Below are 17195 nucleotides of genomic sequence, written 5' to 3' on the forward strand. Positions count from 1 at the left end.
GCCGCGCGAGCGGGCAGGCTAGCGAGCCTGTCCGCGCGCGGCCGCGAGCAGGCTCGCGAGCGCCTCGCGCGCGGCCTGCCGGCGCTGCGGCTCGGGCAGCACGCCCGGGCGCAGGCGCTGGATCTCGGCGCACAGCGCGGCGCGATCGCCGGCGAGAGGCGCGCCGCACGGCGCGTCGCGCGCGCCGTCTCCGGGGGCGTCGCGCGGCGCAGGCTCGCCGGCGAGCACGGCCGCAGCGGCCTCGATGAGGCGCGCGGTCGCCGCCGCGCCTTCGTCCTCGCCCCGGAATCGACCCACGAAGTCGGGCTGCTTCGAGAGCCGCGAGAGGACGTCCCAGCGCTGCTCGCGCACGGCGAGCTCCGTCGCGAAGAGCACGACCTTCAGGTTGCGGCCGAGGTCGGGGAGGGAGCGCGTCTCGCCGTCGAGCGCCATCAGGTCGTCGACGACGCTCGCGTCGAGCGCCGCGGCCGCGCAGCGCACCGCGACGCTGAGCAGATCCGCGCGCAGGGCTGGGCCGAGCGAGGGAGCTCGGCCGAGCGCGCGCGCGGCGGCGAGCACGACCGGGCCGCAGTGCCCCTCGCGGCGCTGCCGCGCCAGCATCACGCCGGCGTCGTAGAGCCGGCCGCTCTGCCGCAGCGCCTCCACGGCGGCCGTGAACGCGTCGGGATCGTACGTCCCCCGCTCCGCCGCCGTGAGGAAGCCGTCGAGGCTGCGCAGGGCAGGGCACGCGGCCGCGCTGCCCGCGCGCGCCCGTCGTTGGAGGTGCGGCAGCTTGCCGAGGACGTCGGCGATGCGCAGCGAGAGCGCGAGCGGGTAGGCGTCGCAGGCGGGCTCCTCGTAGCCGCCGAGCTCGACCCTGGCCTCGGTGCACGCGAGCGGCCTGGCGACCGCGGCGAGCGAGCGCGCGGTCCTCGCGACGAGCGGGTCGAGCCCCTGGACCGCGGCGAGGCCGGCCGGGAGCGGATCGAGGAGCGCCGCGACCGCGGCGTCGTCTGCGTCCGGCGGCAGGAGGCCGCGGACGAGCGTCCAGAGGTCGCCGGCGAGGAAGGGGTGACCGGCCTCGGCCGCGAGCTGGGCGTCGATCGCCAGCAGCGCGCGGGCGTCCCGGCCCCAGGCGAGCGGCTGGTCCGGGCGCAGCGCCCGCCGCCCGAGCCGGAGGCCGAACGAGAGCGCGGCGATGGCCCGGCGCGCCGCGGCGGTGCCGCGCTCGGCGTCGCCCTCGAGGAAGTGGTAGGCGGCCGCGAGCGCCGCGGCGCTGACGTACGCGCGCGCCGCGTCCTCGTCGCTCCGCGGCGAGCCCTCGGGCGCGAGCGCCGCGGCGAGGGAGCCCTCGGGCTCGCCGCGGGTGCGGAGGCCGAGGCCGAGCTGGAAGCCGTTCGCCCCTTCGAGGAGCCCGGCGCCGTACGAGACGTCGAAGCTGAGCGAGAAGACGCGGGTCGCGGTCTTCTCCTCGTAGCGGTAGGTCATGCGCGGCACGCGCAGGCCGCGGGCGTCGGCGGCGGCGAGGACGCGGTCGAGGGCGTCGCGCGCCTCGGCGCGCCGGCCGCCGGCGAAGTCGCGCACGGCGCCGACGAGGGCGAGCACGTCGCCGGTGTCGGCCGCCTGGCAGGCGTCGTCCGACGCCTTGCTCATGGCGGCAGCGTACGCCGACGGATCCGGGGCAATGCCGGCCCGGGCCTTCGCGATCTCGCCGAGGTACGAGAGCGCCCAGGCGACCCGGCTGCCGCTGTCGTTCGCGAGCGCGATGGCGTCGGGCGACGGCGGCCCGCCCAGCACGGCGGCGCCGAGGAGCGAGGCGAGCAGCGCGAGGTCGGCCTGGTCGCGCAGCCCGAGGGCCGAGAACGCGCGGGCGTAGCCGACGAACAGGCCCCGCAGATCGCCGCCGCCGTCGCGCGCGGCGGGGAGCGACGCGAGCGCGTCGAGCAGTGCGCCGCCGGCGGGGCCTCGTCCGACGCCGCCACTCCGCGCCGGATCGTCGCGGAACGCCGCGGAGAGCCCGCGGAGCACCCGGCCGAGCGGGGCGCCGCTCCGCTCGGCGAAGCGCTCCGCGGTGGACGACTCGAGGAGCGCGCGGGCGAGCGCGTGGCCGCCGGTGAGCGCGTCGGCGAGGTCATGGTCGACCCAGCCGGAGAGGCCCGCGGCGACGGCGGCCTCGGCGTCCGCGGCCGGCAGGGTGAAGCGTGGCGGAGCGGCGCGCGCCGGCGCGCCGGCGGCGCGCGGCGGCGCCGAGAGGAGATCGATGGCGTCGGAGAGGAGCGTCACGAGGAGCCGCGCCCGGCGCGCCCACGGGCCGTCGCCCTGCCTGTACCGCGGCGCGAGCAGGATCCGCCGGCGGACGTCGCCGAGCCGCGCGAGGGCGCGGCGGGCCTCGGGGCTCGGCCCGCGCCCGGCGGCGCAGGCGGCCCCGGCCGGCGGCGGCTTGCGCGAGCGCTCGGTGAGCAGCACGGCGAGGACGCCGTCGGCCAGCGCGGTGACGTCCTCGACGAGCTCGGGAGGGGGCGCCTCCGCGGCGTTGGCCGCGCCGGCGCCGGCCTCGGCATCGCGCGCCGCGAGCCCCGCGACGGCGCGCCGGAGCGCGTCGCGCGCCTGCCGGCGCTCCGGGGGGAGCCTGGCTGCGCCGGTCGCCTGCGGATCCAGCGCGCCGGCGGCGCCGAGCGCGGCGTAGCGGGAGAGGCTCGCGGCGAGCGCCGCGAGGCCGGGGTAGGGCAGCGCCGAGGCGGGCGCGAGCGCGCGCTCGATCTGCGCGGACGAGAACGCGAGATCCGGCGCCTGACCGGAGGCGAGCCGGTACAGCGCGTCGGCGGCGTAGAGGCCGGCGACGCCCCATCCAGCCTGCTCGGTGAGCTCGCCGCGGAGCTTGGCGGTGAGCGCGCCCTGCAGGGCGAGGAAGTGCGGGGGCTGCACCTCGGGCGGGTACGCCATGCCCGCGAAGACGCCGGCGAGCGCCGCGCCGAGGACGGCCTCCGGGTCGTGCGCCTCGGCCATGCGGCGCTGCACGGCGATCTGCGTGAGGTCGACGATGGCGTCGCGGAGGGGCTCGTCGGCGAGCACCCCGGGGCTGTAGGCGAGGGGGATCAGCGCGAGCGCGCGGTAGCGGCGCGGCTCGGCCTCCGCGAGGGCGCGCAGCGCGGCGAGGTGCGCGAGGCCGAGCTCGGTGGCGCGGCGGTGGACGGCGCTGCCCGCGCTGCCTGCCTGGCTCGCGGCGGGCGTGGGGCTGCGCTCGTGGAGCAGGGCGGGCGCGTGGGCCCACGCGGTGCTCGTTTGCTCGACGGCGCGGACGAGCGCCTCGTAGCGCGGCAGCCACGCGTCGAGCGGGAGGCGCCGTCCCGGCGCCGCCGCGGTGCTCGCGGGCGCGGCGGAAGGGTCGCCCGGGGCGAGGGCGCCGGCGAGCGCCGCGGCGAACACGAGGTCGCGCGGGCCTTCCATGGGGGGCGCGACGTCCCGGCCGCAGCCGGGGGCCTTGCCGAGCAGGTCGTCGAGCGCGGCGCGCCGGTCCGCGGGGACGGCCCGCAGCAGGGCCGCGCCGCGGGCGCGCCACACGGCGCGGCCGTCCCGGGCCGTGCGCACGCGGAGGAGGTCGCCGTAAGGCGTGTCGCCCGGCGCGGGCGGCGGGTCCAGCCGGGGGGCCGAGGGCGCGAAGGGAGCGTCGTCCTCGGCCTCCTCGAGCGCGACCCCGGCGGTCGCGAGCAGCTGCAGCGCGTAGCGGCCGCGCAGGACCGGCTCGTCGTTCGGGTCGCGCCCCTTCACCGCGGCCGCGAGGGCGTCGGCCGCGGCCGCGGCCTCGACGTAGCGGAAGCGGCCGGCGGCGCCGAAGGCGCGGCGGACGAGCGCGGCGAGCGCGATGTCGTCCGCGACCCGCGAGAGCGACGCGTCGCCGCGCGCGATCGGCGCGAGGCCGGCCATGAACGGCGCGAGCGGATCGGCCGGAAAGAGCTGGACGACGCCGTGGCGGGCGCGCGCGTGGACGAGGTGCTCGTACCCGAGGGCCTCGCCGAGCGCGAGGAGCAGCGCGTCGGCGGCGAGGGCCCCAGGGGGCGGCAGCGGCGCGGCGCGGATCCATCTCGCCTCCGCCGCGGCCGCAGGCGCTCGCGCCGCGGCCGTGGCCTCCGCGCCGGCCTCGACGACGACCGCGGCCCGCGGCCCGGTCCCGCCGCGCCGGTCGAGGTCGCGGAGCACGAGCGCCCACGGGTCGTCGGCGTCCCGGGCGGCGCGGGCCGCGACGTAGCCGAGGGCGAGCTCGCGCGGCGGCCGGCCCTCCGCGAGCGCCGCGGCGAGGGCGCGCTCGCACGCGTCGAGGTGCGCAGGATCGCACTGGGCGGCCTTCGGGGGCGTGGCGCCCGGGGAGGCCGCGCCGCCGCAGCCTGCGGCGAGCAGCGCGAGGAGCAGCGCGGAGCAGAGCGGGAGAGCGCGCGGCGAGGAGGACACGCGATCGTGCAGCATGGCGCGCGCGCGACCTTACACGAAGACCGCGGCATGGCCGCGATCGTCTCGCGGACGGAGGAGGTCGGCCGCCCCGCACCCCGCCAGGTTGCGATGTCCCCGAGGATCCGTTACCAGATCGTTGCACCTCGACGCGACAGGGGCACCGCATGGCGATTTCTCCCGAGGACATCGTTCCGCTGAGCCAGGCGGAGGCCCGGCTCACGGAGCTCGCAGACGAGGTTCGCGCGGGTCACGAGAAGATCCTCACGCGGAACGGGGAGGGTTACATCGCCCTCGTCGACGCGCGCAGGCTAGACCACTATCACCGCCTCGAACGCGAGCACATTCACCTCACGCTCCTGGAGGAGGCGGATCGGGGACTCGACGATATGGAGGCCGGGCGGACGATGAGCGTGGAGGAGCTCCGCGCCAAGCACGGCCGATGAGTCGCCGCGCCACCGTTCGGGTCACCGAGAACTTCGAGCGGAACCTGGACGAGATCCGGCGGTTTCTCGAGGAGACGGGGCTCTCTTCCGCTTTCGGCGATCTTCTGGATCTCGTCTTCGACGACGTGATCCCGAGCCTGGAAGTCTCGCCCCCTGATCGGATTCGACTTCCTTGCGCGAGCGCCACACTCCACAGAGGTCGAGGCGCGGATCCTGGCGCTGAAGCGCCGCCTCGGCTCCGACGCGTCGCTGCGGGAGTACATCGCTGGTGAGTACCTGTTGCTCTACGCGCTCAGCGGTGAGCGGATCCATCTGCTGGCCATCAAGCACCATCGCCAGCTCTCGTTCGATTTGCAGGCGCTCTGGCGCCGGTGATCGCGCAGCGGTCGTCGATTCTCCTCGCTGTCGTCGATCGATCGTGCCGTCGGGGACAGGTGCCGCGGAGCCTTACGTCCGGTGCGGCGTCCGGACCGGGTAGCCCCTGTCTTCCTGCCTCCGGAGCGCCGTGCTACGCGCGCGCTATGCGACGGGCTTCGGAGCGACGAGGTGCCGGCGGCGCGGGGGGCGGCGGGAGCGCCGGTTGCGGGGCGCGCGGCGCCTCCGCGGCGCTCGGGCTCGCGATCCTCGCGCTCTCGGCGTGCAGCGAGGGCGAAGGCGGGTATGCCGGGACGACCGCGCGCGTCGGCAAGGACACAGAGACGATCTACATCAACAACGGCAGCGAGCCCGAGTACCTGGATCCAGGAAAGTCCAACGACTCGGCGAGCTCCACGCTGGTGCAGCAGATGTTCGAGGGGCTGACGACCTACGGCGCCGGCGACCTCCGCCCGGTGCAGGGGGTCGCGACCCACTGGGAGCAGAGCGACGACAACCGGCTCTTCCGGTTTCACCTGCGGCCGGAGGCGCGCTGGTCCGACGGCAAGCCGGTCACGGCGCACGACTTCGAGTACGCGTGGAAGCGGGTGCTGCGCCCCTCCACGGCCTCGCTCGCCGCGACGAACCTCTACGTCCTCAAGAACGGCGAGCTGTTCAGCCTCGGCAAGCTCAAGGCGCTGCGCGAGGCCGCGCCGCTCCGCGCGGCCCCCCGGCCCGACGCGCCATCCGCGCTCGATCTGCCGAAGGGGGCGTTCGTCGTGGTGCTGGCGCGCTCGCCGATCCAGGTGGACACGGCGATCGCGCCCCTCGCGGCGCTGCCGGAGGGATCCGCCGCCGTGACGTTCGCGAAGGGCGACGGGAAGGGCGGCGCAAGCGATCGGCTCTCGTTCGGCGCGGCAGGAGGCGGCGCGGCAGGAGGCGGCGCGGCAGGGGGCGACGCGGCCGCTGGCGGCGCGGCGCCGCTCGGCTCGGCGCCCGGCGGCGGCTGGCAGGGCGCCGTCGTCGACATCGTCCGCGTGGGCCCGCCGTGCAAATGCAACGGCGCCGCCGACCGGTGGTTCGAGATCGAGCGGGGCGGCGCGCGCGGCTTCCTCCCGGGCTGCGCGCTCGTCCCCCCCGCGGGCAACGCCGGCAACCCGGGCAAGGAGAGCGCGGGCGCCGCGCCCCGGTCGGAGGCGTACGCCGTCGTCACGCCGCACACGAGCCTCCCCACGTACGACGCCGCGGCGCCGCCCTCCGGCAGCGCCGCGCAGGGCGAGCCCCCCGTGGGCTTCGTGCCCGACGCGCTCCTCGTGGAGGACGACGGCGCTGTCGGCGTCCGGGCAAGGGACGACCATACGCTCGACGTGCAGCTGGAACAGCCCACGCCCTACTTCACCGATCTCACGAGCTACGTGACGCTCTTCCCCGTGCGCAAGGACGTGATCGAGGCGTTCGAGAAGCGCGGCGAGCCCGAGCTCTGGTTCCGCCCCGAGAACATCGTGGTCAACGGCCCTTACACGCTTGATGAGTGGAAGTTCCGTTACGAGATCACGATGAAGCGGAATCCGATGTACTGGAACCACGACAAGCTGAAGATCCACCGCGTCGTGTGGCTGGAGGTCGAGCTCTACAATGCCACGATGAACATCTACAAGGCGGGGGATCTCGACTACCTGGGCGACAACACCTCGCTCCCCGCCGAGCACATGGACTGGCTGTCGACCAAGCGGGATTTCCAGCGGTACCCGTACCTCTCCATCTACTGGTTCGAGTTCAACACGAAGAAGCCGCCGGTCGACGACGCCCGCGTCCGCTGGGCGCTCAACCTCGCGGTCGACAAGCGGCAGATCGTCGAGAAGGTCACGCGGGCGGGGCAGACGCCGGCCACGCACTACGTCCCGGACTACACCGGATCGGGCTACGACGAGGCGGTCGCCGAGGACAGGAAGCTCGGGGTCGATCCGTTCTCGTCGCCGGAGGTCGCGTTCAACCCGGAGCGCGCCCGCGCGATGCTCGCCGAGGCAGGGTACGAGGTCGTCCGGGAGGGCGACGGGTACCGGGCGAAGAACTTCCCGGCGCTCGAGCTCCTCTACAACACGAGCGAGGGCCACAAGCAGATCGCGGTCGCGGTCCAGGACATGTGGAAGCGCCACCTCGGCGTCTCGGTCACGCTGCGGAACGAGGAGTGGAAGGTGATGCTCAAGAACGTGCGCGACGGTCACTACCAGGTCGTGCGGTTCGGCTGGATCGGCGAGTACAACCACCCGGCGACGTGGCTCGGCACGCTGCTCTCGTACAGCCCGCAGAACCGGACCGGATGGGCCGACCAGGAGTTCGATGATCTGATGCGCGCCGCCGCGGCGACGGCCGATCCGAAGGAGAGCATCCGGGCGTTCCGCAAGGCGGAGAAGCGGGCCCTCGACCGCATGCCCAAGCTGCCGCTCTACTTCTACACGAAGTCGACGCTGGTGAAGCCGTGGGTCAAGGGGTTCAAGGGCAACTCGCGCGGCGTGCAGCTCGTGAAGTGGCTGTGGAACGACCCGAGCTGGCGCGACAACCCGTCGAACGAGACCGCGTTTCCGGAGCTCGAGTTCCCGGCGCCGGGGCGGCTAGGCGTGCCCTGACGCGCCCTGACGGCGCCGCTGGGCCGGCTAGGTCCCCGTTGACGCGCCGGCCTGTGCCGTGGCCTCATCGACGAGAGCGCGGCATAGACCCTCTCGGGAGAACGACATGAGCAAGACGATCCTGGTCACCGGAGGCGCGGGCTACATCGGCTCGCACACCTGTGTGGAGCTCCTCCACGCGGGCTACCGGGTGGTGATCCTCGACAACCTCTGCAACAGCCGCAAGGCGGCGGTGGAGCGGGTGGAGCGGATCGCCGGGAAGCAGGTGACGTTCATCCAGGGCGACATCCGCGACGCGGCGCTCCTGGATCGGCTGCTCGCCGAGCAACCGATCGACGCGACCATCCACTTCGCGGGGCTGAAGGCCGTCGGCGAGTCGGTCGAGAAGCCGCTCTCGTACTACGAGAACAACGTCGCGGGGACCGTGTGCCTGCTCAAGGCGCTCGAGGCGCGGGGCGCGCGGAAGCTGGTGTTCAGCTCGTCCGCCACCGTGTACGGCGATCCCGAGCGCGTGCCGCTCGACGAGGGGAGCCGGCTCGGGCCGACCAACCCCTACGGGCAGTCCAAGTTCATGGTGGAGCAGATCCTGCGCGACGTGGCGGCCACCGGGGGCTGGTCGCTCGGGTCGCTGCGCTACTTCAACCCCGTGGGCGCCCACGAGAGCGGGCTCATCGGGGAGGATCCGAACGGGATCCCGAACAACCTGACGCCGTTCATCACGCAGGTCCTGGTGGGGCGGCGCGACAAGCTCCGGGTGTTCGGGGGCGACTGGCCGACGCCGGACGGCACCGGCGTGCGCGACTACATTCACGTGGTCGACCTCGCGCTCGGGCACCTCGCCGCGCTGAACCGCATCTTCACCGTCGGCGACAGCTTCACCGTCAACCTCGGCACCGGGCGGGGACACTCGGTGCTGGAGATGGTGGCCGCGTTCGAGAAGGTCAGCGGGAGGCGCGTCGCCCACGAGATCGTGGCGCGCCGCCCCGGGGACGTCGCCTCGGTGTACGCGGATCCCGCGCGCGCGGTCGAGCTCCTCGGCTGGCGCGCGGAGCGCGATCTCGAGACCATGTGCCGCGACAGCTGGCGCTGGCAAGAGCAGAACCCGAAGGGGTTCGCCGATTAGGGCCGCGGATCTGAGGCGCGATAGAGCGCTCCTGCTCGCGGCCCTCTCGTGCCCGCTCGCGGCCTGCGCGAGCGAGACCGAGGGTTACGTCGGGACGACGTCGCGCGTCGGCAAGGACGTCACGACCTTCTACGTCAACAACGGCGACGAGCCGGAGTACCTCGATCCCGGCAAGGCCGTGGACTCCGTGAGCATCACGCTGCTCCACCAGATGTTCGAGGGGCTGACCAGCTACGCGCCCGGCGATCTCCACGCGGCGCAGGGGGTCGCGGCGCGCTGGGACCGGAGCGACGACAACCGGTTCTTCCGGTTCCACCTGCGGCCGGAGGCGCGCTGGTCGGACGGCAAGCCGGTGACGGCGCACGACTTCGAGTACGCGTGGAAGCGCGTGCTGCGCCCGTCGACGGCCTCGCTCGCCGCGACGAACCTGCACGTCCTCAAGAACGGCGAGCTCTTCAACCTGGGCAAGCTCAAGGCGCTGCGCGAGGGCGCGACGCTGCGCCGCGCGCCTCGTCCCGACGCGCCGCCCGCGCTCGAGCTGCCCAAGGGGGCGTTCGTGGTCGTGCTCGGCCAGTCGCCCGCCCGGGTGACGTCGGCGGTGGCGCCCCTGCCGGCGCCGCCCACCGGGGTGACCTCGGTGACGTACGGCGAGCCTGACGAGGCGACCGGCGCCGGCGAGCGGCTCTCGTTCGGCGCGGCCGGCGCGACCCCGCCGCCCGCGCCGCGCGACGCCACCCCGGGCGGCGGGTGGCGGGGCGCCGAGGTCGCGCTCCTCGCGGCCGGACCGCCGGTCGCCTGCAATGGCGCGGCCGATCGCTGGTTCGAGATCGAGGGGCCAGCGGGCCGCGGCTTCCTCCCCGGCTGCCTGCTCGCGCCCATCGAGGCCGCCGCGTACGCGCTGGTCGCGCCTCACGCGAGCCTCCCGACGTACGACCCCGCCGCGGCCACAGGCGCTCGCGCCGCGCCGCCTTCCGGCTCCGGAGGGGCGACCGGGTTCGTCGCCACGTCTTCGCTCGCGGAGGACGACGCCGCCGTGGGCGTGCGGGCCCGCGACGACCTGACCCTCGACGTCGAGCTCGAGCAGCCGACGCCGTACTTCACCGATCTCACGAGCTTCGTCACCCTGTTCCCGGTGCGCCGCGACGTCGTCGAGCCGTTCGAGGCGCGCGGCGAGCCGGAGCTCTGGTTTCGCCCCGAGAACATGGTGGTCAACGGGCCGTATCGGCTCGACGAGTGGAAGTTCCGGTACGAGATCACGATGAACCGGAACCCGGCGTACTGGGGCCACGACGCGCTCAGGATCCACCGGATCGTCTGGATGGAGATCGCCCAGTACAACGCCACCCTGCAGCTCTACAAGGCGGGGGACATCGATTACCTGGGAGACAACTGCGAGCTCCCGTACGACCACCGCAGCTGGCTGTCCGGGAAGAAGGATCTCCGGCGCAGCGAGTTCCTCTCCACGGTGTATTACGAGCTCAACACGAGGAAGCCGCCGGTCGACGATCCGCGCGTCCGGTGGGCGCTGAACCTCGCGATCGACAAGCGGGAGCTCGTCGAGAAGATCACGCGGCTCGGGAAGCCGGCGACCCACTACGTGCCCGACATCACCGGATCCGGCTATGCCGAGCAGGCGGCGGAGGACAGGGCGCGCGGCGTGGATCCGTTCTCGAGCCCCGAGGTCGGCCACGACCCGGCGCGCGCCCGCGCGCTGCTCGCCGAGGCCGGGTACGAGGTCGCCCGCGCGGGAGACGAGCTGCGGGCGAAGGGGTTTCCGCCGCTCGAGATCCTCTACAACACGGGGGAGGGGCACGCGCAGGTCGCCGTGGCCATCCAGGACATGTGGAAGCGCCACCTCGGGGTCTCCGCGACGCTGCGGAGCGAGGAGTGGCGGGTGATGCTCAAGGACCTCCGCGACGGCAACTTCCAGGTGATCCGGCTCGGCTGGCTGGCCGACTACAACCATCCGCAGACGTGGCTCGGGACGTTCCTGTCGCAGAGCCCCCAGAACCGGACCGGCTGGGCAGACGCGGAGTTCGACAAGGCGGTCGGCGAGGCGGCCGCGACGGCCGATCCCAGGGACAGCATCCGGCGCTTCCGGGCGGCCGAGCGGCGGGCGCTCGACGGGATGTGCAGGATACCGCTCTACTTCGAGGAGAAGCCGACCCTGGTGAAGCCGTGGGTGAGGGGGTTCATCCCCAACGCGCGGAACACGCAGCTCATCAAATGGCTCTGGATCGACCCGGACTGGCAGAAGCGGCCGGCCGGGGAGCCGCCGCCCGTGCTGGAGCTGCCGCCGCCGGGGCGGCTCGGGGGGCCATGACGGGCGCGCGCAGCCTCCTCACCGACGCCTCGATCGGCGCGACGCACGTGCTCCTCTGGGGCGCCCGCGCCGCGGTCGAGATCCGCTGTCCAGGCCCCGGCGTGCTGCGCGTGCGGCACGCCCCCTCGTCCGCGGTGACCAGCTTCACGCACCCCGAGCTGCCGCCCAAACACTCCTTCGCCGTGGTGGCAGACGGCGCGCTGCCGCTCTCCGCGCGCCGCGAGGGCGACGCGCTCCACGTGAGCGCCGAGGGCGCCTCTCTCGAGGTCTCGCTCGCCTCGGGCACATGGATCTTCAGCGACGCCGCGGGCCGCGCCCTCGCGCGCAGCGAGGCCGTCTCGGGGCAGGTCCGGCCGGCGTTCCCCGTGGACGAGCTCCGCTCCAGGCTCTCGCTCGCGGCGCCGCCGGGCGAGGCCTACCTCGGGTTCGGCGAGAAGGTCGGCCCGCTCGACAAGCGCGGCCTGCGATTCACGTTCTGGAACACCGACGCTTTCCCGCCGCACGTGGAGTCCGACCCGCTCTACGCCTCGATTCCTTTCTTCATCGCCCTCCGCGGCGGGGTGGCCTGGGGCCTCTTCCTCGACGAGCCGTGGCGCTCGGAGGTCGATATCGCCCTCAACGACCCGACCCGGATCGAATGGGAGTCGCGGGGCCCCGAGCTCGACGTCTACCTCCTGGCCGGCCCGCACCCGGCCGACGTCCTCCGGCGCTACGCCGCGCTCACCGGGCGCCCGGCCATGCCGCCCCTCTGGAGCCTCGGGGCGCACCAGTCGCGCTGGGGCTACGAGACCGAGGACGACGTGCGCGGCGTCGTCCGCGGCTACCGATCGCGCGGCCTCCCCCTCGACGTGGTCCACCTCGATATCGATTACATGGATGCTTATCGGGTCTGGACATGGGACCGCTCGCGCTTCCCCGACCCGGCGCGGCTCGCGCGCGAGCTCGCGGCCGAGGGCGTCAAGCTGGTGACGATCGTCGACCCGGGGATCAAGGCCGACGAGGGATATGCCGTCTACGAGGAGGCGAGAGAGCGAGACTACCTCGTCCGGCTGCCTCGCGGCGGCCCCCTGGTGGGAGAGGTCTGGCCCGACCCGGCGGTCTTCCCGGATCTCACGCGCGAGGAGGTGCAGCGCTGGTGGGGTGATCTGCAAAAGCCCTTCATCGACGCGGGCATCGCCGGCATCTGGAACGACATGAACGAGCCGGCGTGCTTCTCCGTCCGCCCCGACAGGGGCCTGCCGGCGCCGAGCGGCGGGCGCGCCGCGGGCCTCGGTGCCATCGAGGGCAGCACGCTCCCCGACGACGCGCGCCACGGCGCCCGGCGCCACCTCGAGGTCCACAACGTCTATGGACTCGGCATGTCGCGGGCCGCCCACGAGGGCCTCGCGCGCCACGCGCCGGAGCGGCGCCCCTTCGTGCTGACGCGCGCCGCCTTCGCCGGCATCCAGCGCTACGCCGCGGTGTGGACGGGCGACTTCGCCAGCAATTTCACGCACCTGGAGGCGTCCATCCCGATGCTGATCGGCCTCGGCCTCTCGGGCGTGCCGTTCGTGGGCGCGGACATCCCGGGCTTCACGGGGCGCGCGAACGGCGAGCTGCTCGTGCGCTGGATGCAGGCGGGGCTGTTCTATCCGCTGATGCGCAACCACGCGGCGAGGGGCAGGCCGGCGCAGGAGCCCTGGCGCTTCGGCGAGCCGTACCTCGGCCTCGCGCGCGCGGCGCTCGAGCGGCGCTACCGGCTCCTGCCGACCCTGTACACGCTCATGCACGAGGCGGCGGAGACGGGGATACCCGTCCTGCGGCCGCTGTCCTTCGCGGCGCCGGACGACCCCGAGGCGCTCCACGCCTTCGATCAGCTCCTGTTCGGCGGCGATCTGCTCGTGGCGCCGGTGGTGCGGCCAGGGCAGTCGAAGCGGCTGGTGTACCTGCCCGCCGGCGCATGGATGGACTTCGCGAACCTGGAGCGCGCGGGGAGCGTGGATCAGGGCGGGCGCCACGTGATCGCCGATGCGCCGCTCGGGGTGGTCCCCGTGTGGCTGCGCGCCGGAGGCGCGGTGGCGCTCACCGCGCCTCGGATGCACACGACGAGCGCGAGCTGGGAGGAGATCACGTGGCACGTCCACGCGGCGGAGCGCGTGAGCGGCCGCCTGGTCGAGGACGAGGGCGACGGCCACGGCGCGTCGCGCGCCACCCGGATCGAGGGCGGCCTCGACAGCGCCACGTTCTCGCTCGAGCGCAGCGCGACGGGCGATCTGCCGCTCGCGCGCGAGGTGGAGACGATCCGCGTCCACGGCGTGCCGGCGCCGCGCTCCGTGGTCGGGGCCAGGTCGCACCGCGCGATCGACGGGGGCGTCGAGATCGAGGTCGCGGCCGACTGGCGGCGGATCGAGCTCAAGGTGTCCTGATCGCGGCGGCGCCGTAAGCACGCTGCTGTTGCAGTGCCTGCATCACCAGCGCTCGCAGCGGCCGTGGCTGCAGAGGTGTGCCTTGGGCAAGCGCTCTCTGCACCCCGCACCGAGCATGGCAGCTCGACGAGTCGCTCGACGGGTTAGATAGTCTATTTTATCCGAGCTTGACCCGAGCACAGGGCCTACCGTTTCCTACGCTCCCGGCGTGAACTGGTGAAGGTGGTAATAAAAAGACTTCTTCACGGACGACTCCTCGCTCCCCTTGTAGATCAATGATAAATCGTCGCCGCCTTCCGACAAATCCCCGCCTTCAACGTCGTCGTCGGGGCTGTGGACCCTGTGGGGCCAGGCCTGCGAATGCCCCCTTCTCCACGCGATCCAGGGGCCTGGCGCCACAAGTCCACGGCCCTCGGGTCCGCTTCTGGACCCACAGATTTGCCGGAGGACCCTCATTTATTTCCAGGCTACGGCACGCAGGGAGCCCCGCGAGCGTAGCGGCTGTTGCTGCGTTTAGAGAGGTGCCACCGCGCCGCATGCCCGTGCCCGCGCGCGGCCGGTCCGCCGATTGCATCGCCTGCTGCGCCTGAACGGGAGATGAAATGATGGGACTGAGGCACCTCGCCACTTCGGCTTTCGTCGTCCTGGCGACACCGACACTCGCCGCTGCCAACGTCGTGCTGCTCGATCAGGGCTGGACCGAGGACGAGCGGCAGACCTACTACCGGACTTCGCAGGGCTCGGCGCTGATGTCGTACGACATCTTCCTGCACCTCGAGGAAGCCGGAAGCGAGCGATCATTCCGTGCCGACCAGAACATGGCGAGGTACGGCCTCGTTCCTCAGCCGGCCGATCGTCGGCGCAACCCGGACGGACTTCCGATCGGATGGACGAGAACGGTGGTCAAGGAAGGCCGGTGGAAAGGCGACTGGGCGGGGATCTCCTGCGCGGCCTGCCACAACGGCCAGCTCGAGTACCGCGGAACGAGCATCCGGATCGACGGCGGCTTCAACCACACGCTCGATCTCTTCGCCTTTCTCGAAGGGCTCGACGACGCCTTACAAGCGGCGAACAAGGACGCGGGGAAGTTCGCCCGTCTCCAGCGGCGCATCCCCGCGAGCAACCTGCGCGAGCGCCTGGCGGCCAACGCCGCCGAGGTCCACGCGATCCGCAGCCGGTACCTCCGCACCTCGACCCGGGTCGGGCCGGGCCGGATGGACGCGCTCAATCTCGTCCACAATCAGGTGGTGGCGAACTCTCTAGGGTATCCCGAGAACTGGATGGCGTTGAACGCTCCGGTGAAGTGGCCCTTTCTCTGGAATGCGCCGCAGTCGGCGTGGATCGGCTGGCGTGGCACCCAGCAATTCCCCCTGTCCCGCAACATCGGCGAGTCGATGGGGCTGTGGGTGAAAGCCAACCTGACGGCGAAGACTCCCGAGGAAGGCCTGTTCGACACGACCGCCGACATGAACGGCCAGATCGCGATGGAGGGTCTCCTGCGGCGTCTCGCGCCGCCACGCTGGCCCGAAGAGGTCCTGGGAAAGATAGACCGCGTGAAAGCGGCGGCCGGAAAGGCGCTCTTCCGGCAGGAATGCGCCCAGTGCCATTCGCAGTGGCCCCATCGGTGGGGCGAGCCGAAGCGGAAGGGCATGCGCTTCATCGAGAACGCATTGATTCCGGCGAAGACCATCGGCACCGACCCGACCCAGGTGCAGAATCTCACCTACGGCCTGAACCCGACCGTTTTCTCGGGCGCCCTCGCTCCGTTTCTTCCCCCTCCCCACAAAGGGCAGAGCATCGCGCCCGCGCTCGTCGTTCTCGTGACCGCGGTCTCGGGCGTGACCGAAAAAGCCCTCGCGAAGCTCGGCCTGAGCGCTGAGCAGACCGAGAACGTGACCGGCTACCGGAACGAGACCGAGCCGATGCCGCCGAACGGCCTGTACAAGGCGGCGCCCAGCGAAGGGATGTGGGCAATCGCTCCCTACCTGCACAACGGCTCGGTCCCCAACCTCTATGAGCTCCTCATCCCCGCGAAGGACCGCTCGAAGCGCTTCTACCTCGGGCGCGAGTTCGATCCCGTCAAGGTGGGCGTGGACACGTCGGGAGCCTCCGGCAAGTTTCTCTTCGACACGACGCTGGTCGGCAACTCGAACGCCGGCCACTCGTTCGAGGACGGCCCCATCGGCGACGGAGTCATCGGAAGGCGGCTCTCGGACGAGGAACGCTGGGCGATCATCGAGTACCTGAAGATCCTCCCCGAGGAGCCACGCCAGATCACGCCTTTCGGCGGACCGAAAGACCCGATCGCCGCCTGGAAGGATCCGACTTTTTACCACGTCAAACACCCTGGGGGTTACCAGGCAGGGCCGGCAGGTACCGAATGAAGACGTCGTTCTGGAGGAGCGCCGTGGCGATCGGGTTGTTTCTCTCCTGTCCGGGGCGCGTCACCCGCACGGCCAGCATTCCGTCGCTCGGGATCGCGGAGGAGACGCTCGAGCCGAACGAGGCTGCGCTGATCGAGGCGATCAAGGAAGAGACGCTCCGGATCATCCGCAAGCAGTATCCGCCGGGCGTGCGCCCGGTCCGCCGGGACGCCCACCCGAAGACGTTCGCCGTCGTGAAGGCGGAGCTCATCGTGCTCGACGACCTGCCGAAGGAGCTCCGGTACGGCGTTTTCAAGGCGCCCCGCAAGTTCGATGCGCTCGTTCGCTTTTCCGCGGGAGGAACCAAGGTGAAGCCGGACACGGAGCCGGAGCCGCGGGGCATGGCCATCAAACTCCTGGGGGTCGAAGGGGAGAAGCTCCTTCCCGCGGAGAAGCACGAGAAGACCCAGGACTTCATCATGATCAACTTCCCGGGATTCGCCGTGAGCAACCTCAAGGACTACCTGGAGCTGTTCCGGGCCGTCGCGGAGGGCCCTGAAGCGCGCGCCGCGTACATGCGAGCGCACCCGGAGATCGACAGGCTGAGTGCGCTCATGGCATCCCAGGTCCTCAACAATCCGCTTCAGTCGCAGTACTGGAGCGAGGTCCCCTACAAGCTCGGACCGGGCGCGATCAAGTTTTCGGCCAAGCCGGTCTCGCGAACAGGCGATCCGAGGCCCGAGAATCCGGGACCGGATTTCCTGCGCGAGGTGCTGCTCGAGCAGCTCAAGCGCGAGGACGTCTATTTCGACTTCATGGTGCAGCAGCAGACGGACCCGGTGAAGATGCCCATCGAAAACTCGACGATTATCTGGAGCGAGGAGCTCTCGTCGTTCCGGCGCGTCGCCATCCTGCGGATCCCGAAGCAGAACCCGGCGGACTTCAAGGACCTCGCGCTCGCCGAACTTCTGTCGTTCACGCCCTGGCATGCGCTGCCGGAGCACCGGCCGCTCGGCTCGATGAACCGCGCCCGGCGGGCGGCCTACGAAGCGGTGTCGAAGCTGCGGCACGAGATGAACGGCCAGCCGCGCTCCGAGCCGACCGAGCTTCCGTGACGGCTTCGGCTACCTAC

8 protein-coding genes are annotated in these 17195 nt (G+C 72.5%); 7 read left to right on the forward strand and 1 reads right to left on the reverse strand.

What is annotated here, in order from left to right:
- Positions 1-18 precede the first annotated feature (18 nt).
- Entirely contained in the window at positions 19-4440 is a 4422-nt protein-coding gene (locus WMF39_RS19220) for a hypothetical protein (protein ID WP_437746943.1), read from the reverse strand.
- A gap of 149 nt (positions 4441-4589) precedes the next feature.
- Between WMF39_RS19220 and WMF39_RS19225 the strand changes: the two genes are divergently transcribed.
- The 7 genes from WMF39_RS19225 (at position 4590) to WMF39_RS19255 (ending at position 17178) form a co-directional block, all read left to right on the forward strand.
- Positions 4590-4868: a type II toxin-antitoxin system Phd/YefM family antitoxin gene (locus tag WMF39_RS19225; RefSeq protein ID WP_437746944.1), complete on the forward strand. Its 279-nt coding sequence runs from the start codon at positions 4590-4592 to the stop codon at positions 4866-4868.
- Between the two features lie 521 nt (positions 4869-5389).
- The gene (locus tag WMF39_RS19230) at positions 5390-7849 is read left to right on the forward strand and encodes an ABC transporter substrate-binding protein (protein ID WP_437746945.1); all 2460 of its coding nucleotides are present in this window, start codon (positions 5390-5392) and stop codon (positions 7847-7849) included.
- Positions 7850-7955: 106 nt separating this feature from the next.
- On the forward strand, positions 7956-8972 hold the full coding sequence (gene galE, locus WMF39_RS19235) for a UDP-glucose 4-epimerase GalE (protein WP_437746946.1): 1017 nt from the start codon (positions 7956-7958) through the stop codon (positions 8970-8972).
- 178 nt (positions 8973-9150) lie between these two features.
- Positions 9151-11295, forward strand: coding sequence for a peptide ABC transporter substrate-binding protein (locus tag WMF39_RS19240; protein ID WP_437746947.1), 2145 nt, complete (start codon positions 9151-9153; stop codon positions 11293-11295).
- Positions 11292-13700, forward strand: a complete 2409-nt coding sequence (locus WMF39_RS19245) for a glycoside hydrolase family 31 protein (RefSeq protein WP_437746948.1) — start codon at positions 11292-11294, stop codon at positions 13698-13700. Before WMF39_RS19240 ends, WMF39_RS19245 begins: the two co-directional genes overlap by 4 nt.
- Before the next feature lie 602 nt (positions 13701-14302).
- Positions 14303-16084, forward strand: a complete 1782-nt coding sequence (locus tag WMF39_RS19250) for a di-heme-cytochrome C peroxidase (RefSeq protein WP_437746949.1) — start codon at positions 14303-14305, stop codon at positions 16082-16084.
- On the forward strand, positions 16081-17178 hold the full coding sequence (locus WMF39_RS19255) for a catalase family protein (RefSeq protein WP_437746950.1): 1098 nt from the start codon (positions 16081-16083) through the stop codon (positions 17176-17178). Before WMF39_RS19250 ends, WMF39_RS19255 begins: the two co-directional genes overlap by 4 nt.
- The last annotated feature ends 17 nt before the right edge of the window (positions 17179-17195 follow it).

The organism is Sorangium sp. So ce1504 (assembly GCF_051521635.1).
Classification (GTDB): domain Bacteria; phylum Myxococcota_A; class Polyangia; order Polyangiales; family Polyangiaceae; genus Sorangium; species Sorangium cellulosum_B.